The sequence below is a fragment of the Telluribacter roseus genome, from assembly GCF_017355915.2.
In the GTDB taxonomy this organism is placed as follows: domain Bacteria; phylum Bacteroidota; class Bacteroidia; order Cytophagales; family Spirosomataceae; genus Telluribacter.
The window spans coordinates 1-18,174 of sequence record NZ_JAFEUV020000010.1 but is presented as its reverse complement, the minus strand read 5'-3'; the positions used below and the strand labels follow the sequence as shown (position 1 = coordinate 18,174).

The 18,174-nt window shown below is 48.7% G+C and carries 14 protein-coding genes, 3 tRNA genes and 1 rRNA gene; 8 read left to right on the top strand and 10 right to left on the bottom strand.

The window, feature by feature from the left end; genetic code table 11:
- Positions 1-9 precede the first annotated feature (9 nt).
- Positions 10-1,125 (top strand): hypothetical protein, encoded by a 1,116-nt coding sequence (locus JTN23_RS17705; protein ID WP_247236362.1) that lies wholly within the window; start codon positions 10-12, stop codon positions 1,123-1,125.
- Here JTN23_RS17705 and JTN23_RS17700 read toward each other — a convergent pair.
- The 5 genes from JTN23_RS17700 to JTN23_RS17680 all read right to left on the bottom strand — a co-directional run bounded on the left by JTN23_RS17700 (position 1,122) and on the right by JTN23_RS17680 (position 7,497).
- Positions 1,122-2,450, bottom strand: a complete 1,329-nt coding sequence (locus tag JTN23_RS17700) for an ABC1 kinase family protein (RefSeq protein WP_247236361.1) — start codon at positions 2,448-2,450, stop codon at positions 1,122-1,124. The genes JTN23_RS17705 and JTN23_RS17700 overlap by 4 nt on opposite strands.
- Positions 2,450-3,001, bottom strand: coding sequence for a TetR family transcriptional regulator C-terminal domain-containing protein (locus JTN23_RS17695; RefSeq protein WP_310586726.1), 552 nt, complete (start codon positions 2,999-3,001; stop codon positions 2,450-2,452). Before JTN23_RS17695 ends, JTN23_RS17700 begins: the two co-directional genes overlap by 1 nt.
- Before the next feature lie 142 nt (positions 3,002-3,143).
- Entirely contained in the window at positions 3,144-5,225 is a 2,082-nt protein-coding gene (locus tag JTN23_RS17690; RefSeq protein WP_247236359.1) for a ComEC/Rec2 family competence protein, read from the bottom strand.
- Positions 5,226-5,228: 3 nt separating this feature from the next.
- Positions 5,229-6,569 (bottom strand): M43 family zinc metalloprotease, encoded by a 1,341-nt coding sequence (locus JTN23_RS17685; RefSeq protein WP_247236358.1) that lies wholly within the window; start codon positions 6,567-6,569, stop codon positions 5,229-5,231.
- Complete coding sequence (locus JTN23_RS17680) at positions 6,544-7,497, bottom strand: PhoH family protein (RefSeq protein ID WP_247236357.1); 954 nt, start codon at positions 7,495-7,497, stop codon at positions 6,544-6,546. The genes JTN23_RS17685 and JTN23_RS17680 overlap by 26 nt, the downstream gene beginning before the upstream one ends.
- 239 nt (positions 7,498-7,736) lie before the next feature.
- Between JTN23_RS17680 and dnaB the strand changes: the two genes are divergently transcribed.
- Positions 7,737-9,350, top strand: a complete 1,614-nt coding sequence (gene dnaB / locus JTN23_RS17675) for a replicative DNA helicase (protein WP_247236356.1) — start codon at positions 7,737-7,739, stop codon at positions 9,348-9,350.
- A 15-nt stretch (positions 9,351-9,365) separates the two neighbouring features.
- Here dnaB and rlmD read toward each other — a convergent pair whose 3' ends face one another.
- The 3 genes from rlmD to JTN23_RS17660 form a co-directional block, all read right to left on the bottom strand.
- Entirely contained in the window at positions 9,366-10,763 is a 1,398-nt protein-coding gene (rlmD, locus tag JTN23_RS17670; RefSeq protein WP_247236355.1) for a 23S rRNA (uracil(1939)-C(5))-methyltransferase RlmD, read from the bottom strand.
- 265 nt (positions 10,764-11,028) lie between these two features.
- Positions 11,029-11,493 (bottom strand): CHRD domain-containing protein, encoded by a 465-nt coding sequence (locus JTN23_RS17665; protein WP_247236354.1) that lies wholly within the window; start codon positions 11,491-11,493, stop codon positions 11,029-11,031.
- Positions 11,494-11,648: 155 nt separating this feature from the next.
- The gene (locus tag JTN23_RS17660; RefSeq protein WP_247236353.1) at positions 11,649-12,350 is read right to left on the bottom strand and encodes an SH3 domain-containing protein; all 702 of its coding nucleotides are present in this window, start codon (positions 12,348-12,350) and stop codon (positions 11,649-11,651) included.
- Positions 12,351-12,453: 103 nt separating this feature from the next.
- Here JTN23_RS17660 and JTN23_RS17655 point away from each other — a divergent pair.
- The 3 genes from JTN23_RS17655 to JTN23_RS17645 all read left to right on the top strand — a co-directional run bounded on the left by JTN23_RS17655 (position 12,454) and on the right by JTN23_RS17645 (position 12,853).
- Positions 12,454-12,529, top strand: a tRNA-Lys gene (locus JTN23_RS17655).
- Positions 12,530-12,564: 35 nt separating this feature from the next.
- Positions 12,565-12,640, top strand: a tRNA-Lys gene (locus tag JTN23_RS17650).
- A 129-nt stretch (positions 12,641-12,769) separates the two neighbouring features.
- Positions 12,770-12,853: transfer RNA gene (locus JTN23_RS17645), tRNA-Leu, on the top strand.
- 288 nt (positions 12,854-13,141) lie between these two features.
- Here the strand turns inward: JTN23_RS17645 and JTN23_RS17640 are convergent.
- On the bottom strand, positions 13,142-13,846 hold the full coding sequence (locus JTN23_RS17640) for a hypothetical protein (protein ID WP_247236352.1): 705 nt from the start codon (positions 13,844-13,846) through the stop codon (positions 13,142-13,144).
- Between the two features lie 864 nt (positions 13,847-14,710).
- On the opposite strand from JTN23_RS17640, the gene JTN23_RS17635 reads away from it, so the two are divergent.
- The 3 genes from JTN23_RS17635 (at position 14,711) to JTN23_RS17625 (ending at position 16,767) form a co-directional block, all read left to right on the top strand.
- Entirely contained in the window at positions 14,711-15,145 is a 435-nt protein-coding gene (locus JTN23_RS17635; protein ID WP_247236351.1) for a LexA family protein, read from the top strand.
- A gap of 3 nt (positions 15,146-15,148) precedes the next feature.
- Positions 15,149-16,426 carry a Y-family DNA polymerase gene (locus JTN23_RS17630; RefSeq protein ID WP_247236350.1) on the top strand — a complete coding sequence of 426 codons (1,278 nt, stop codon included), beginning with the start codon at positions 15,149-15,151 and terminating at the stop codon, positions 16,424-16,426.
- Positions 16,427-16,503: 77 nt separating this feature from the next.
- On the top strand, positions 16,504-16,767 hold the full coding sequence (locus JTN23_RS17625) for a TFIIB-type zinc ribbon-containing protein (RefSeq protein WP_262918564.1): 264 nt from the start codon (positions 16,504-16,506) through the stop codon (positions 16,765-16,767).
- Between the two features lie 1,320 nt (positions 16,768-18,087).
- Here JTN23_RS17625 and rrf read toward each other — a convergent pair.
- Positions 18,088-18,174: ribosomal RNA gene (rrf, locus tag JTN23_RS17620) — 5S ribosomal RNA — on the bottom strand; the annotation flags it as partial.

Sequence of the window (18,174 nt, the reverse complement as noted above, 5' to 3'; positions counted from 1 at the left end):
AGGGAAAGCATGACATTGATTCAATGGCTTCTTAAAAATAAGGGGTTCCAGCTACTGGTGCTGGTGGTCGTACTGACTGCCTCTCCCGTAGCCTGGGCTCAGCAGGATGCTGCACCCATTCGCTTTCAGAAAGAAAAGATAGCACTGACCAGCGATGGCTCATTTTATGTATTGGATGTAGTCGATGGCAGAAGTACACCGGGTGCTTCCATCGGCACTATTGTAGAATTTACCAAAGCCCGGCCGCTGGTTGTGGACTCACGGCTGGAACGTAGCCTGTACAACTTCTGGTCGTACTCTACACCGGGCCGCTCCGACGATATGATCCCCGTGACCATTACCGTCAAGGATCTAGCCATTACTGAGAAGCGAGTCGCTCCCAATAAGATAGAGGGCGAGTACTCAATACACCTCAGCTTTGGCTGGACCCGCCAGACCGTACCGGTTGATCTGACCCACTACCAGGCCAAGATCAACTATACCCGTCCCGAAGCCGCCTATGACCACGAAGCACTGGCCCGCCGGCTGATGGTGGGTGGACTCAAACACCTGGACAAGTGGATCAAGGAAAACGAGGGGAAAAATCCGGCGCTGGCGCGTGGAGTAAAGCTGGTGATGGTGGATAAGCCCTACCGGGATACCCAGGATACAGTCTTTTACCGTCCGGAGCGCAAGCTTACCTGGGCTGATTTTCAGGGAATGAGCAGCCGGCCCGGCAGTAGTTATGCGGCCGCCGTTTTTACCAGCCTGTCGTACGATGGCTTAGCCCGGATGAAAGGTAAGTACATAGAAATAGAGATCGGGGTGAAGGTATTTATGGTCAAGAGTATGTCGTGGAGTAAAGCCAGTGCCCACAATGACTACACCCTCCGGCACGAGCAACTGCACTTTGACGTAACCCGAATCGTGGCCGAACGCTTCAAAGAGCGCCTAAAGAAAATGGATCTGACTGTCGAAGATCACGACAGCCAGATCCAGTACGAATTCCTGGAAGCCTACCGGGATATGGACCGGGAGCAGAAAAGCTACGACGGGCAGACCCAGCATGGACTTAATACGGGCGCGCAGGCCATGTGGGAACGTAAGGTATCCGAAGAAATAGCCCGGCTGTACCAAATCCCCTAAGCCACCGGCTGCTTTTTGCTCCGCAGCCACTCGGGCTTGGTAGTGACTACTTTGGCCTTTAATTCATTCAGCATGGAGTAGAGGCCAAAGTACGTCCGGTTGATGTACAGACCGTGCTGAGAGCCCCTGGCTACCTTAGAGTTCTTCAGCTCCTCCACGTGCTGCAGCTCATCGGCAAAGGCGTACACCGAATCAAAGTAACTTTCATCTCCGAAGTCAAATACATCCTCCGCGAAAGGCTTGCCCAGCAGTCGGGTCATTTCCTTGAATAGATTAGTAAAGAGTAGTTTATCCTGATCCGTATCCTCGGGCATAATAAACTCCAGATCGTAGAAGATCTTCCGGGTCTGCTCCTCATCATCCAGCGTATCGGGATTGATGAGCGCGAAGTAGGTAGTATAAAAGAACTCAGGGATAACTTTGATACAGCCGAAGTCAATCACGCCCATGGTACCATCCGAACGCATCAAGAAGTTGCCCGGATGCGGGTCGGCATGAACCTGACGTAACTGATGTACCTGAAAATCATAAAAATCCCACAGGGCCTGTCCGATCTGATTACGTACTTCCTGCGAAGGATTTGTCTTCAGAAAATCCTTCATGTGCAGTCCATCCAGCCAGTCCATGGTCAGGATGCGGCTGGCGGATAGTTCGAGGTAATAGCGGGGAAATACCAGGCCGCTGATGTGCGCGCAGGCTTCGGATATCTCCACCGATCGACGCAGTTCCAGCTCATAATCGGTTTCTTCCAGCAGGCGTGCCTCAACCTCCCCCATGTACCGATCAATATCCCGCTCATTCAGCCCGAACAGTCGGACTGCCATGGGCTTCACCATTTTCAGGTCTGAGCTGATGCTATCGGCTACGCCGGGGTACTGTATTTTGACCGCCAGTTTTTTGCCGTCCTTGCGGGCCTGGTGTACCTGACCGATGGATGCGGCATTCGCGGCTTTCATGTCAAACTCATCGTATAGGTCACCAGGCGCTTTGCCCAGGTACTTTTTGAATGTCTTGATCACCAGTGGCCCCGACAGCGGGGGCGCTGAGTACTGCGACATCTGGAAGCGATCTACATAGGCCCGGGGCAGTACGTTGCGGTCCATGCTGAGCATCTGAGCCACCTTTAGCGCGGAGCCTTTGAGCTGGCTCAATGATTCGTATATATCCGTAGCATTATCCTGGTGAAGTTCCTCCCGCGTCGTAGAGGGGTCCACCATTTTCCTGACGTTATACTTGATATAGTTGCCCCCTATCTTCACTCCGGTCTTCACAAACTGCGTAGCTCGGGCTACCTTAGAGGTAGGTATTGATCCTTGTTCTTTCATTACTTTCTATTCTGATATACAAATTTGGCCAGGTCCAGCACCGTGTCCACCACCGACTGTCCCATCAGATCAAAGGAGGTATTCACCATTTTTTCAATGGCCGTGTCGGTCTTCTCGAAACCACGGCTGGTATCCTTCACCCAGAAGTCCAGGATGTACAGACACTGCATCCACAGGCCATCCACGTACTTATCCGATATAACGGGCCGTAGTACTATTTCCTTGCTCTCGCGGCCTTCCATAACCAGTTCCATCGCAAAAGCGTAGAAAGCGTCCTTCAGAAGAGCTAGGTGACCCGTGTAGCGCGACACGGGCTGCCGGAGACGATTGTAGCTGTATACAAAGTAGCTGCGGTCCCTTTTGAGTACCTCCACCCAGGTGTAGTAAAAAGCCAGTAGCTTCTCCCGTACCGAGTACTGGTAGTATACTTCCTCTGATTCAGCCGCCTGCCGAGCCTCCTTAAATGAAGTCAGCCAGTCGTCCTGCTCAATGGATTCGAAGTTGTTATAGTAGTCGTAGAACTCAGCCTCGGTCAGGTTAAGTCTTTTCATGAATATATACACCGAGGCGGGTGCTGTGCCATTTTCCAGAACGTAATCTCTATACGTTTTTTGGATTATTTCTATCTTTTCCATATATAAATTTAACGTATGTCTAATCGAAAAGTTTTGGTTAGAGGGCATTTATAAACGGTTAATTTCCGACTGTTATAGCTCCTTCTTCCAACAGATCATAGAAGGCATTGCCGGAGGCTGTAAGTAGCTCTTTCCAGCGGGCCCGGGTACGGCTTCCCAGCTGTCCTCCCAGCAGGTACACGACATGCGTCCGGCTCAGGGTATCAAACGTCGGGTACTTCCTGGATGTGATCAGCAAGTAATCCGGCACGTGTCGGCCCGGTGGGCTCTCCGTAGTAGTAGTACCACTCCACCTGAGCAGCACTCCCTGCCCGGTAGGCAGCACATCCAACCCTGGGTACCGGCCGCTACCGGTGAGCGTGTGACGCACGGTATCGCTGATCAGGTTTTTGATCAGGTAGTTGTTCAGCCTGTACTCAAAGGCCGCCGTATCGGTCCAAAATTCCGGATTAGCGAACAAATACAGACTGTTATCTTTTTTAACAGTGATAACCGAATGCCTTGGAACGGCATGTACGACCATTTTCTCCTCCTGAAAAGTATGTAAGGTAGTTGTGACAGAATAGATCGCCAGCAGTACCACCAGTAGGACAATCTGCCTCAGAACCGCCATATCCCGCGTACGCAACAGGTGCCACACCAAAAGCAATAAACCGAACAGAGCCACTACCTCCACGGCATCCAGTACCAATCCTTCGAGCAGATAATTGGGTAGTAGCCGGGGCACTCCCACCGCCTGGTTGGTAAGGTAGGCAATCAGGTTGGTCACCCAACCCGCACACTGCGCCAGCGCCGAAACAGGAACCAGACTTATAAATACCAGCAACAGGGAGGCTGGCAACAGCAGGGAGGTAAGGCCAATAACAAAGGGATTGACCAGCCAGAAGTAAAGCGGGAACTGATGGAAATAGTAGATACTTAGTGGAAAAGTCAGGAGCTGAGCCGAAACCGAGACAGCGGTAATCTGCCACAGCCACCGAATCGCCCGATTGGGGGTTTCGACCAGGTTGTCGAGTGGCCTGTAAAATAGGACTATTCCGAGTACCGCCAGGTACGAGAGCTGAAAGCCTACGGTAAATAGAGCATCCGGATCAATCAGTAATATGACAAAGGCCGATATAGCCAACGTATTTACCGGCTCGTGCCTCCGCTGTATGGTCTGGGCTGCTACCCATACCACGCACATCAGAGTAGCCCGCTGTACGGAAGGAGGCAGCCCCGTAACCAGCGCGTAGAAAAAGAGCAGCAGCGACAGGACCCCGAAATGTAGGTAATTACCGTACCTGATGCGACGCAACCAGCCCATCGACCAGCTAATGATCGCAAAGAATATACCCACGTGCAGCCCCGACACCGAAAGTACATGCACCGCACCTGATAGCGTAAAGGAATCTACCAGGTTGCTACGCAGGTCCTCCCTGCGCCCCAGCAGCATAGCTTTAACCAGAGCGTACGAATCATCATCGGGCAGGTAGGCCCGTAAGGTACGGTCAGCCCAGGCTGATACACCCAGGCTCCAGCTGCGTACACTCCAGGCATCCTCCACATGGGCTACTACCTGATACGTACTGTCAGCCAGGTAGTCGGTCCAGGCAATCCTTCGGTAGCGTAAGTACCGGCGATAGTCAAACTCTTCGGGATTTCGTGGTGGCACTGGCCTTTGCAGCTCCCCTTTTACGAGTACTACATCCCCCGGATCCAGCACCTGAGCGGCTCCGGCGGGAGTCGTAATCATGGCTTCTACCCGTACCGGTTCCCAATCCTTTTCAGTTTTAAGTTGATTAACCTCTACCCGGTACCGAATAGTGGAAGGTCGTTTTTCGGGCAAAGACTTCACCCTGAGCAGGTAGGCTTCGTAAGGTACTTCCAGGTGCTCTATAGCCTGCTGATAGCGCTGAGCCTGCTGCTGAGCCGCTATAATTCCAAATAGCAACAGGATACCCGACAATATCAGTCCGGAAGCCAGAACCTGTTTGCGCAAAAAGAAAAAAGCAGCCAAGGCTACTCCGAGTAAGCTAAGACATACAGTCTGGAAAGTATTCTGAAAAGAAAGAGGAAGTGGCAGGAGTACGTACTCATGCAGCAGGATTCCACTCACAAGGCATAGGATGTACCTGATAAATGGAGCCCTTTCGAACATACGCTATTGCATTACGACAAAGCGGCTGACTGCCGTTTCGTTATTGACAGTAACTTTCAGAAAGTACACCCCCGGTCTGTAATTCCGGACGTCGACGTAGATCCTTCGACTCCAGACATCCTCATAGGTGATCTGCTCCACTACAATGCCCCGGTTGTCATAGATAGTAGCAGCAATATCCTGATAGTCGGTGAAACGGACATTGGCTTGTAATTGCGTAGAGACCGGATTGGGAAACACTTCCATAACCAGCCTTTCCGAAGGTTCCAGACGCCCCTGCTTGGCAAACTCCACCATACGGGCTCTTCGCGGGCTTACCGTCAATACGGCTCTCATTCGCTCAGCCTGGCATTTGGTAAAGATATTCATGCAGGAGTCCGGGGAGTAGTCCATGTAGTTCTCGATCATATTGCGGGTAGTTACCCCGGCACAGTTCGAGTACTTATCATTGCAGTTGGTAGTCTGGTTGGGTTCTTTGGTGGGAGGTGTATCATCGCAGTAGTCATTACCGCAGTCTACATCTCCCCAGGTATGGATCAGACCCAGCCAGTGCCCTACTTCGTGGGTAGTGGTTCTGCCAGTATTATAGATACGACTGGTAATAGCTCCGGTTCTACGCCCAAAGTACCGGAAATCAATGATCACACCATCCGTCTCTGCGAATTCTTCGTTGGTGTTATCCAGCCCGGGAATAGTATCTACTGATGGAAACTGGGCGATCCCGAGGTAGTTGTTGCTCAGGCGGCACACCCAGATATTGAGGTACTTGTCGGAAGGCCAGTAGGCCAGATCAGCCAGTAGCTGATCATCCGTAAAAGGGTTAAAGCTTGTCTTGTCGGTATAGCGTGTACGGGTAATACCGTCCGTAGCGCGACCATCCGGATCGTAGTCGGCCAAGTAAAACTCTATACCCGTGTCGGTACCTAGCGGGTTATCGTTGAAGCCTGGTGTCCCAGGCTTCCTACGATAATCCTCATTAAGTACTTCTATCTGACTTCTGATTTGTTCGGCTGAGATGTTCGGATTATTCATTCCACCTACACTCGTCTCGGCCTGGTCATGAATAACGTGTACCACAACCGGGATCCGGAGGATTTCATCGGCTCCCCGGCGGTTGCGACCGCCGCCGTTACGCATGTACTCCGCAATAGCCGCTTCGGTTCGGATCCGGTTGCGCAGCCAGGCCGGATTGGCTTCACTGCGGCGGATCAGTCGCTCGTTGGTTGCACAACGGTCGGGCAATATGTCAGATACCTGAGCAAATGACTCGGAAAGTATAAGGGTAAAAATAAGTACTATAAGCGGGCAGAACTTTTGACTAAGCCTGCTTTTCCGATTTTTCATATGCTGCCAGAATATCCTTAACCAAACGGTGCCGCACTACATCAGCACCTTCCAGTTCGACAAAACTAATGCCTTTTATTCCTTTTAGTATGTTCACCGACTCGATAAGACCAGATTTTTGGTTCTTGGGTAAATCTACCTGTGACTTATCACCGGTAATGATCGCTTTTGAGTTAGGTCCCATCCGGGTCAGGAACATCTTCATCTGCATGGGTGTGGTATTCTGGGCCTCATCCAGCAATATAAAGGCATTGTTCAGGGTCCGTCCGCGCATGTAAGCCAGGGGAGCAATCTCCACTATACGGTTGTCCACGTAGTACTTCAGCTTCTCGGCCGGAATCATATCATCCAGGGCGTCATAAATGGGCCTCAGGTACGGATCTATCTTTTCTTTCAGGTCACCCGGCAGAAATCCCAGGTTCTCACCGGCTTCTACGGCCGGACGAGTTATGATTATCTTCTTTACTTCTTTGTTCTTAAGGGCTTTCACCGCTAATGCTACGGCGGTATAGGTTTTACCGGTACCGGCCGGGCCAATGGCAAAAACCAGATCGTGCTTGGCGGCCTCCTCTACCAGTATCTTCTGGTTGGGGGTCTTGGCCTTCACCACAATTCCCTTGTTGCCGTAAATAATGACGTCATCGTCCTCGTCAAAGGTTTCGGCGTTGGGCTTACTGATACCCGTCAGGTACCTCTTTACGTTCTCGTTGGTTACTTTCCCGTACTTCTGGTAGTGTGAGAGCAGCGAATCCAGCACATCCGTGATCTTGACGATCTCAGGGGCTGTACCCTGGATTCTGATTTCGTTGCCCCGCGAAATGATTTTGCTTTCCGGAAAAGCAGCGGCAACTTCTCTGATGTTGGTGTTATGCACACCCAGGAAATCCACCAGAGAAACGTCTTCGAGCATTATGATTTTTTCTACCAAATTATTGAACTGTTAGTTTTAGATTGAATACGTATAAAAATTAGCAAATAAATGTATGCCACCTACTGCTATAACAAGTTTTTTTCATCAAATATTCAATATCTAACACCGAAAAAAAAATACATATTGTTCAATCGCTTCACTATCAAGCCAAGTAGCCAACATTATTAGTTATACTCAAAAAAATGTTTTCCGGCGCCCTTTACTGTGTGGTGCCCAATGTTTAATATTGTACTACTATGGAAAACGAGAGGACATTCAATTTTCTTAAAAAATCAGGTTCTACGCAGCCTTCTCAGGCACGTGCAACGGGTGCAAACCGTTGGCTTGGTGGCGATTCGGGGCTGGGTAAGCTCCCCCCGCAGGCGGTGGATATGGAAGAGGCCGTACTGGGAGCCCTGATGATCGAGAAGGATGCTCTTTCGGCCGTGGCAGATATTCTGAAGCCGGAGAGTTTCTACAAGGAAGCTCACCAGCGTATTTACAGTGCTATCATTACCCTGTTTGCTAATTCAGATCCCATTGACCTGCTCACGGTGACCGCCAAGCTACGCAGTACGGGCGAACTGGAGCTGGTGGGTGGAGCGTCCTATATTACCGAACTGACCTCCCGGGTCAACTCGGCCGCTAACATCGAGTACCACGCCCGGATTATTTCTCAGGCAGCCATCAAGCGCGAGCTGATTTCTATCTCATCCGAGATCCAGAAGGAGGCCTTTGAAGATACAACGGATGTATTCCGGCTGCTTGACAAGACCGAGCAGTCGCTGTTCCGCATCTCGGAGAACAACATCCGCAAAAACTACTCCGACATGGGAGCCCTGATGCGTCAGGCGCTGGACGAACTGGATAAGAAGAAGAACAATACGGATGGACTAACGGGTATCCCATCGGGCTTTACGGCCCTGGATCGCCTGACATCCGGCTGGCAGAAAACAGAATTGATCATCCTGGCGGCACGCCCTGGTATGGGTAAGACAGCCTTCGTGGTATCGTCGCTGCGCAATGCCGCCGTAGAATTCAATAAGCCGGTAGCGATCTTCTCTCTGGAGATGTCATCGGTACAGCTGGTCAATCGTCTGATCTCGGCCGAAGCAGAGATAGATAGTGAGAAGATTCGTAAAGGGAGCCTGGCGCCGCACGAGTGGGCGCAGATGCACCACCGGATCAACCGGCTCACCAATGCCCCTATTTTTATAGATGATACGCCGGCCCTCTCTATCCTGGAGCTAAGGGCCAAGTGCCGACGCCTCAAAGCGCAGCACGATATTCAACTGGTGGTAATTGACTACTTACAGCTGATGACTGGTGATACGGGCGGAAAAGGCGGTGGAAACCGTGAACAGGAGATTGCTTCGATTTCGCGGTCGCTGAAAAACCTGGCAAAGGAACTGGATGTACCTGTGATAGCCCTGTCGCAGCTGAGCCGGGCCGTAGAAACCCGGGGTGGAGAGAAGAAGCCCCAGCTGTCTGACCTTCGTGAATCGGGATCAATCGAGCAGGATGCCGACATGGTTATATTCCTGTACCGTCCGGAATACTACGGTATCACGCAGGACGAAGCCGGTAATTCCGTAGCTGGTGTAGGCGAAGTAATCCTGGCCAAGAACCGGGCCGGTTCGCTGGATACGGTACAGCTGCGCTTTATCGGAAAGTACACCAAGTTCGACAACCTGGATTCGTACTTTGCGCCGACTCCTATGGCCGCAGATCGTCCGATACCGGTAGCGAGCAATCCTATTGCTTCCTTTGAGAGTCAGGCCACGCCCCCGCAGGGCAATACCTTCCGGAGCAAGGCCAATGATCTCAGCAACTTTGATTATAAGGGGCCCAATGACGAGCCCCCTTTCTAATCAACTCTTTCCATATTATTTCTTTACGAGTAGAGCCACGTTTTCGACATGGTGGGTATTGGGAAACATATCCACCGGCTGTACTTTCGTGACCTCGTAGGCCTCTGACATAAGTGCTATATCGCGAGCTTGTGTAGATGAATTACAGCTTACGTATACGATACGATCCGGCGCCGCTTTCAGGATGGTCTCCACTACGGGCAGATCCATACCGGCACGCGGTGGATCCGTAATGATCACATCAGGCCTGCCGTGCTGAGCCAGGAACGCCTCGTTCATTAAATCCTTCATGTCGCCGGCAAAGAAGCTGGTATTGGTGATGCCATTCAGTGCCGAGTTTTTACGGGCATCTACCACGGCCGCTTCCACGTACTCTACCCCTACCACTTTACGGGCCTGACGCGCCACGAAATTAGCGATCGTACCGGTACCGGTGTACAGGTCATACACGTACTCATTGCCCGTAAGGCCGGCGTAATCACGTGCTACACTGAATAACCGATACGCCTGATCCGAATTGGTCTGGTAGAATGACTTGGGCCCCACCAGGAACGTCAGGTCTTCCATCGTCTCCCGGATCACCGGCTCGCCTGCGTAGTGGATCACCTCCTGGTCCTGATACGAATCATTGCCTTTGGTATTGATGATATAGTGCAGGGAGGATATGATCGGGAAGGAGCTCTTCAGGTACTCCATTACATCCTTAACCACATCTTCCTCGTTCTCCCCAAACTGAGCTATCACCATCACGTCCCCGGTATTGGCCGTTCTGATGATCAGATTTCGTAGTGTACCGACGTTCTTGCGTACATCGTAGTTACGGTACCCCTTGCTGTTGATGTACGCGTACAGCCCATTTCTGATCTCATTGGAAGGATCGGGCTGCAGGTAGCATTTCTCTACCGTAAATATCTTATCAAATCGCTTGGGCACGTGAAAGCCCAGGGCATTACGGTTGAAGTCCAGCCCGGAGCTGATCTCCTCGCGGGTCAGCCAGCGATTATTGGAAAAGGTAAACTCGAGCTTGTTGCGGTAAAACTGCTTTTCATCGGCCGGCAGGATGTCATTGACATGTACCCCCTGCAGCTTCCCGATCCGTTCAAAATGATCTACTACCTGCTGCCTTTTGAAGCGCAGCTGGTGACCATAGTCTATATGCTGCCAGCGGCATCCCCCGCAGGTATCATGGTGAGAGCAGTAAGGCTGGGTACGCAGGGCGGACTGAGAATGTATCTTCCGGACAACGGCTTCCTTAAACTTCTTCTTTTTGCCGATTACTTCCAGATCCACGATATCACCGGGAGCTACGTTGCCTTCCACGAAAATGACCCCGTCCGGCGATTTATAAATACACTTGCCTTCGGCGGCAAAATCAGTTATTTCTACTTTTTCGTACTTTTCAAAAACTCGCATGCTTCTATTTTCTATGAACAAAGACGCTGCTCAGGAAAGGAGGACTCCCGGGCAAAACCAAAACGCAAATCCATCCTTTTTCGTTGACCTGAGGCCGATAAATCTGCTTTTGGAGGTGCAAAAATAGAAGAATAAATGCGTCAGCATCCACAGGGAGACTAAAAAGGTTGCAGAAAGCCTCAGAAACGGCTCGTAGCAGGGTTATAAACAACAAAAGGGCAGATCCTCCGACCTGCCCTCTGTTCTAAGCCCTACAAGGGATTTATTACATATCTCCTTCTCTGTTCAGCAAGATCTGTCCGCGGATCTCACCGAATGGATTCTGCTCCGTACGAATGTTGATGTACATGTTCCCCCACACCAGTAGATTTTCCTGCTCCGGATTCAGTGTTACCGAACCAGTGATGGGTGAAGTACCTACGTTAGTCAACACAAACTGAGCGGGGCCGTTTTCCCAGGCTGGCATTGCTGAGTGGATTACCACCGCCGTTGGCGTCAGCCCCTGGTAGGTAATGTTATACGTAAGGGTACGGTTTTCTTTATTATATTCCAACACCGCCGATCCCTGTGCCGAGGATGTAGCACGGGGCTGGGTATTCTGGCTGTTAAGAGTAGAAGTAAATCGGATAATAGGATCATTGTGGGGTCCTTCGTCTTTGCAGGACGCCATAACACCCATCATAAGCACCGCTACAAAAAGGAGCGTAAAGTGTTTCATAGACTTTTTCATAGTTTATCAATTATGGATTTGCTGGCGAAATATACGTAAAAACACATCTATAACCCGAAAATAGGGGTAAGTTGTTTTATTGAAATTATCATACCAGATCCGGACCAGGTACTCATGTAGTCTATAACTATTTAATAATCTGCTAAGCTTCAAGATTATATAACCATCAAATCATTTTTGCGAACATACACTAACTCGCCCCCCCAGAATACCACGTTCCAGTTATCACGTGCCCCTATGATGGTTAGTTTATGTCCTTTGCTTACCCTTTCGACCACGGGCGCCGCCGACGAAGGGTACGACCGCAGGTAGGTGGTTCCGTTGCTGATGATGCCCGTGCTGTAATTGGCCGGAGCGTTCAGCAGCCCCAGCAGCGCCACCAGGTAGATGACCATAGCCCACTTGTGTCTTTTGTAGATATACTCCCCGTTCCGGATCTTGATCAGCATCACCACAAACACATAGACGCCCAGGGTAAGCAGCAGGATCGGGAGAAACTCTCCGTACCGCCGGTAGAATATAACAAAATAACTATAGTCATTGAACTCGTACCCCCGTAAGCCATGGGTCTCGGCCAGTGAATTCATCTTTTTTAGCAGCGGCACCGTGGGCTCAAGCTGCGCCAGATTACTCAGGTAATAGAGGCTTTGGGTGTAGTCGTTGGCCCGCTCCGACAGGAAAGCCAGCTTCAGGAGCAGGTTCGGATTGTATTTTTTGTGGTTCTGGAAATAATTTTCGTAAATATTTTTGGCATCAGAATACCTCCCTATAGTAAACAGAGAATCAGCTACCTTAAGATTATTTTCCTGGGCTAAAATGGGGGTAAAATGGAGTAAAAGGGCCCCTATCAAAGCCATAATTATCATTTTTTTGTTGCGGGATGCTTGCATAATACTTTAATGTCGACTACTTTTGCATCGCAATTAAGGAAAACGCCACGGCTAATCCAACAAATTGTACGATTCCGTAGCTCAGCTGGTAGAGCAATACACTTTTAATGTATGGGTCCTGGGTTCGAATCCCAGCGGGATCACCAAACAAGTCAAGAGTACCTTTTTTACATAGTAGTACGATTCCGTAGCTCAGCTGGTAGAGCAATACACTTTTAATGTATGGGTCCTGGGTTCGAATCCCAGCGGGATCACCAAACAAGTCAAGAGTACCTTTTTTACATAGTAGTACGATTCCGTAGCTCAATTAGTAGATTACCTATTTTTAATGCATGGGTCCTGGGCGGCCGCCGCGCGGTTCGAATCCCAGCGGGATCACCAAATAAGTCCAGGTGGTGGAATTGGTAGACACGCTACTTTGAGGGGGTAGTGCCCTTACGGGTGTAGGAGTTCGACTCTCCTTCTGGACACTTGTCAGTACCGCATTTTCGCAAGATAATGCGGTTTTTTTATGTCTAATAAGTTCATTGCACCTTCCGAAGTAAATCTGTTCGCCATCCGTACCGCAGGAGCGATCCGCTGTGCAGAATATAATAGCGAACGATCGCGGGTTCCATTCCGCCACCGATTAATCCATATTAGAAAGGGTTTCTGATACTCGTAAAAGGCTTTTCATATAAGGAGGTTACCACCCATCCCCCGTAGGGCATAAAAAAGTCCAGAGCGAGTACTCTAACTTCTTTTGTGGTAGGTAACACCTACTTTTTCTTAGGTATTTCTTGTTTTGTCGAGTCTGCCTTCTGTTCCATCTTCTGTTCTGCCTTCTGTGTAGGTAAAGATTGAGTAACCAGTGTACCAACCACACCAAAAAATGCTCCTATAAGCCCTGAAAATAAACCAACCCAAAGATCGTCTTTCTTTCTTTGGAAGAAGGTGGTTGTCTTAGTTGACTCAATCAGAATTATTTGATTCTTTGGCATTCGAAATGCTAAGCTACCCAAATAGTAACTCAGAGCATAGATCATATATTTAGTAATATCGATGTCATCGAAAAGCAATTCATTAACGTAAGTAATGAATAGAACAAATAGTAAAATCAAAATTATCTTCAGAATCCGCCATCCTACTATCCTTTTAACTCTTGGAGCTATAATACTATTAATCTTGTGTAAACTACCATTAGCTATTAGGTCATTATTCCCAACAGTAACGACTACCAACCTTTCCGTAAAGCTAACGATGATATGTTGACTTGATAATATATCCTTACTTTGAATTGTAAGAATATTAATATTCGGTTCATTTTCTTTCAATTCATTCAAATCTTCATATACGTATTTTTCAGTTCTAATACTACATTCTTCATTCCGCTCTTTGAATACATCTATAATTGCCTTTAGATCATCTAAATATATTCGGACGCCTGTATAGCTCCTACTTAAATCTTTACGAATCTCTTTCATTAAAGAATGATGGATGACTTAGAAGTTAAGCTACCAAGTTAAAACTTTTGAATGTCAGATTAAACTAGCAGGTAAACTAAACACCTGTGTTGCAATACATTTTAAATATTAGCTTAGCTAGTTGAACTATCAAAAACAACAAACCGCTGCCATACAACCATTTATCTAAGAAATATCAAAATACAACGGTGCCCACACAGGGTTTACTCCGCTCACGCACTGTCCGCCGATGCAAAGGTCCCCTCAGGTTGGGTGGTATATGATTGGTTTTCTCTCCCACTCTTCACTGCCTAGCTGAGTAAAAAAAGATTTGTCCTGGCCCTATTGGGTGTGTTAGCATTAGGCAACACAATAAAGGCTATACCTAGTGGGTATAGCCTTCGACTGAGGTAGTAGCAGGGATTTAGAAGCTAATTAGCAATTATTGACGGTTGTGGCGTCTGCGCTTGATCAAAAGCTGTAGGTGCCTCACCTACCCCTCATGATTGCCACCCTGATCAGTTAGGATACTTCGGTAGGTACACCCAACACTCAGAAAGCAGGAGCCTAGAGTACATTACTATGTTCTGCAAGCAATTTCCCCAATTAGTTTCCTATAATACGGCTAAGCCTTTGGATGTAGCGGGTGAAAGATATACAGCCTTCCAACGCCTTTATTATTATACTTCTTGGAGGAGTCAACCAATTCATGAGGAAGTGTTGTAGGTGATGATATATCTAGAAATGCAGCACCTTTACTTGATTTATTTTTCCTCTTTAAGCCGCTTACAATCAAGAGGAATCCCTATTACATCTGGCATTTGCGTAATATTATTAATCAATTTGTCCGGATTAAATGTTATAGTTGCGTAAAATTCGTAACATATGGATAAAAATGGCACCCATATCTCACAGTCAACCGCTACCAGGGAAACGATACGTCTACCTCTGTATCTGACTCCGGTGCAGGCAGGGTTCCCCAGTCCGGCAGACGATTATATAGAACTGTCACTAGACCTGAATGAACACCTAATAGATAAGCCCCACAGCACCTTTTGTGTACGTGTACAAGGCAATAGCATGCTGGGAGCCAATATCCATCCGGGGGATATTCTGGTAGTAGATCGCTCCAGACCAGCCTGCCACGGGAAGGTAGTGGTAGCCGTGGTGAACGGGGAGTTTACGGTGAAGCGGCTCTCCGTTACAAACGAAGGTACTTATCTGATGCCGGAGCATCCGGCCTACCAGCCAATCCCCATCGAGCAGGACATGGATGTCCAGATCTGGGGCGTAGTAACCTATACCATTCATAAACACTAGCCTATGTTCGCCTTAGTCGACTGCAACAATTTTTACGTTAGCTGCGAGCGGGTGTTTGACCCGAAGCTCGAGAACCGGCCAGTGGTTATATTAAGCAATAATGACGGGTGCGTGATTGCCCGCAGCAACGAGGCGAAGGCGTTGGGGATCCAGATGGGCGCTCCTGCTTTTCTGATGCAGAAAGAGCTGGAAAAGAATGAGGTAGTGGTTATGTCCAGCAACTACGCCCTGTACGGCGACATGAGTAACCGCGTCATGCAGACGCTGCACGAACTGGTACCGGCCCTGGAGGTGTACAGCATAGATGAAGCCTTTCTGGACCTACGGAATATGCCCTATTCAGATCCAGAAAGGTTAGCCAGGCGCTTACGGAAAATAGTAGGCCACTATACAGGGATACCCGTTACCATTGGTATCGCTTCGACCAAAACACTGGCTAAGGTAGCGAACCGCTACGCCAAGAAACGGACAGCAGCGGGGGCCTATTATTGCATTGATACGGACGCGAAGCAGGAGCATGCGCTGGCCGTAACGGCCGTAGAAGACGTGTGGGGCATAGGCAGGCAATATACTAAGCTACTGGAAAGCCAGGGTATTCACACGGCTCTGGACCTTGCCCTGACAGATGTAGCCTGGGTAAAGAAGCACATGTCCGTTGTCGGGGAGCGGATGGTTCGCGAGTTATGCGGGCAGTGTTGCTACGACCTGGAAGACCAGCCCCAGCCCAAGAAAGGGATCTGCACCAGTAGGTCGTTTGGCCACCCTGTGACGGAATACTCAATACTGCAGGAGGCGGTAGCAACCTTCACGGCACGCTGCGCCGAAAAGCTACGGAAGCAAAACGCTGCCGCTAACCTATTACACGTCTTTACCTTCACCAATCGCCACCGGCCCGACCAGCCCCAGTACTACGGCTCCAAAGTGATACAACTACCCGTTGCCTCCAACTCCACCATGGAGCTGATCCAGGTGGCGATGAGGGGGCTGGAACTAGTCTTTAAGAAGGGGTATTACTATAAGAAAGCGGGCATCATGGTATCAGGCATTGTTCCTGAAAATCAGGTACAAGCTGATCTTTTCTCCTTTGACCAAAGAAAAAGGGAGCTGGATCGTAAAGCACTGGCTGCTCTGGACCGGATCAACCAGCGCATGGGACGGGATACGGTGAAGGTAGCCATGCAGGGCTACAACCGAAGCTGGCACCTCCGGCAGGAAAGGAGATCACGCTGCTACACGACACGGTGGACCGATCTGCTGGAAGTAGGCGATTTACGCTTTTAGTACGCAGAGCCTTTCCCTGCGTAGTATAACAAATCCTGTTTTTGCCCGTTCCTTAAAGAGAACTAATCAATAAAACGATGAAATGTCCAGCCTGCAATGAAACTCTTCTGATGAGTGAAAAGAAGGGAATTGAGATCGACTATTGCCCAAATTGCCGGGGAATATGGCTTGACCGGGGAGAGCTTGAAAAAATAATTGAGCGGTCAGCGGACCACTACTCCAAAAAAGAGAACTATGACTCTGACTACAAGCGGTATGGCTACCAGGAATATGGCGACGATTACTACAAAAGAAATCCGCACAAAAAGAAGAAATCCTTTCTGAGCGAGTTCTTTGACTGATACACGCGGGACTTACATGAGGTGAGGCTTTGGCCCCGTCTGCCTTTTACTTCATAATCAAACAAACTAGGGGCTTGTCAGCCCCTAGTTTGTTACTCCTCTTTAGCTATATAACTACTTCTTCTCTTACTACTCCCTACTGTACCAACTATCCGCAACTCCTTGTCAGAGTTCTGGATTTGCAATGCCTTCAGCAGACAGACTTGATCAACTCCTAAATCATTCAGATCGCAAGGATTCCCGCTTCTTCCAACTCGTGGAGTGGTACATTAAAAAGCCAGGTACTGCGTCCACCGAAGCAGGCACCACCTAATAGTTTCTAACATTCCCACCATTTTACAACCTTTATACCTATTTAATAGTACACTTCTAAATCTACATATAACGCGATAAGAACGTTATAATAATCATAATGGTAATATAGAATTACTACATCGTCTAAAAGCTCACCTACCAATATGGCACATAGATTTATAAGTGCTATATAAAATACTGTAAATACAGTATTGTGCTGTATAATATAATAGGACTACCTTTGAGCCTATATCCACATCAGAAATTACCTCGAATTTCGTGATTACCATTAAATCAAGAGGAGGTTATAATGGTAACATAAAGGAACCCGGTCACTTGCCAGGTTCCTTTTTTAATTACTAATCTATCCCCGGCACCAGTACTGACCCTACCCCTCCTTCCTGGCGGTGCTGCGCCACTACTTCTAGGGTTTTTATAAAGCAGAGATATGAAAGGCTTGAGTTACATCTTTATGTAAAGTATAAAACACGTGGAGCAATCAGCACCTACTAGATTGAAAAATGTAGCTTCTCAGGTATCATTGCCCTAGAGCTTCTAGCGGACATTCATCCCACCGATAATACTAGGCCAAAAATAGGGCCCTAAGAATTGAACAGAGCCGAATAAGGTACGGCTCGTATAGTTCTATAAAATTCTCAGAGGCATTATTATTCGCCATTCCTATCATAGCTCATTGCTTATGAATCAATTACCACAGATTTTTCAGACCTAAAAAAATGAGCTTCTAAAACGATTTTTACGACATATAGAAGAATGTCATGGTTATAATAGGTCTTTTGGACGGAAAATTTACCAGTAAAGGGATCCCCCTTAAAAAATGAGCGGTACGGCAGTTGCCGTACCGCTCTTGCTTAGCAGGTCAAGAAGAAATGTGTACTCTTTGTGATATAGCTCAGGTACCCCTCCTATTGAAAGGCATCCTGTTATTAATGAAATGTAGTAGTAGGTATGTATAAACAGCAAAGGAGCCGCAGCGTGTGCTGCGGCTCCTTATAGCTTGATAGGGTGTGGCGGCTACCTACTTTACCGGGCGAAGACCCAGTATCATCGGCGGTGCGGGGCTTAACTTCTCTGTTCGGGATGGGAAGAGGT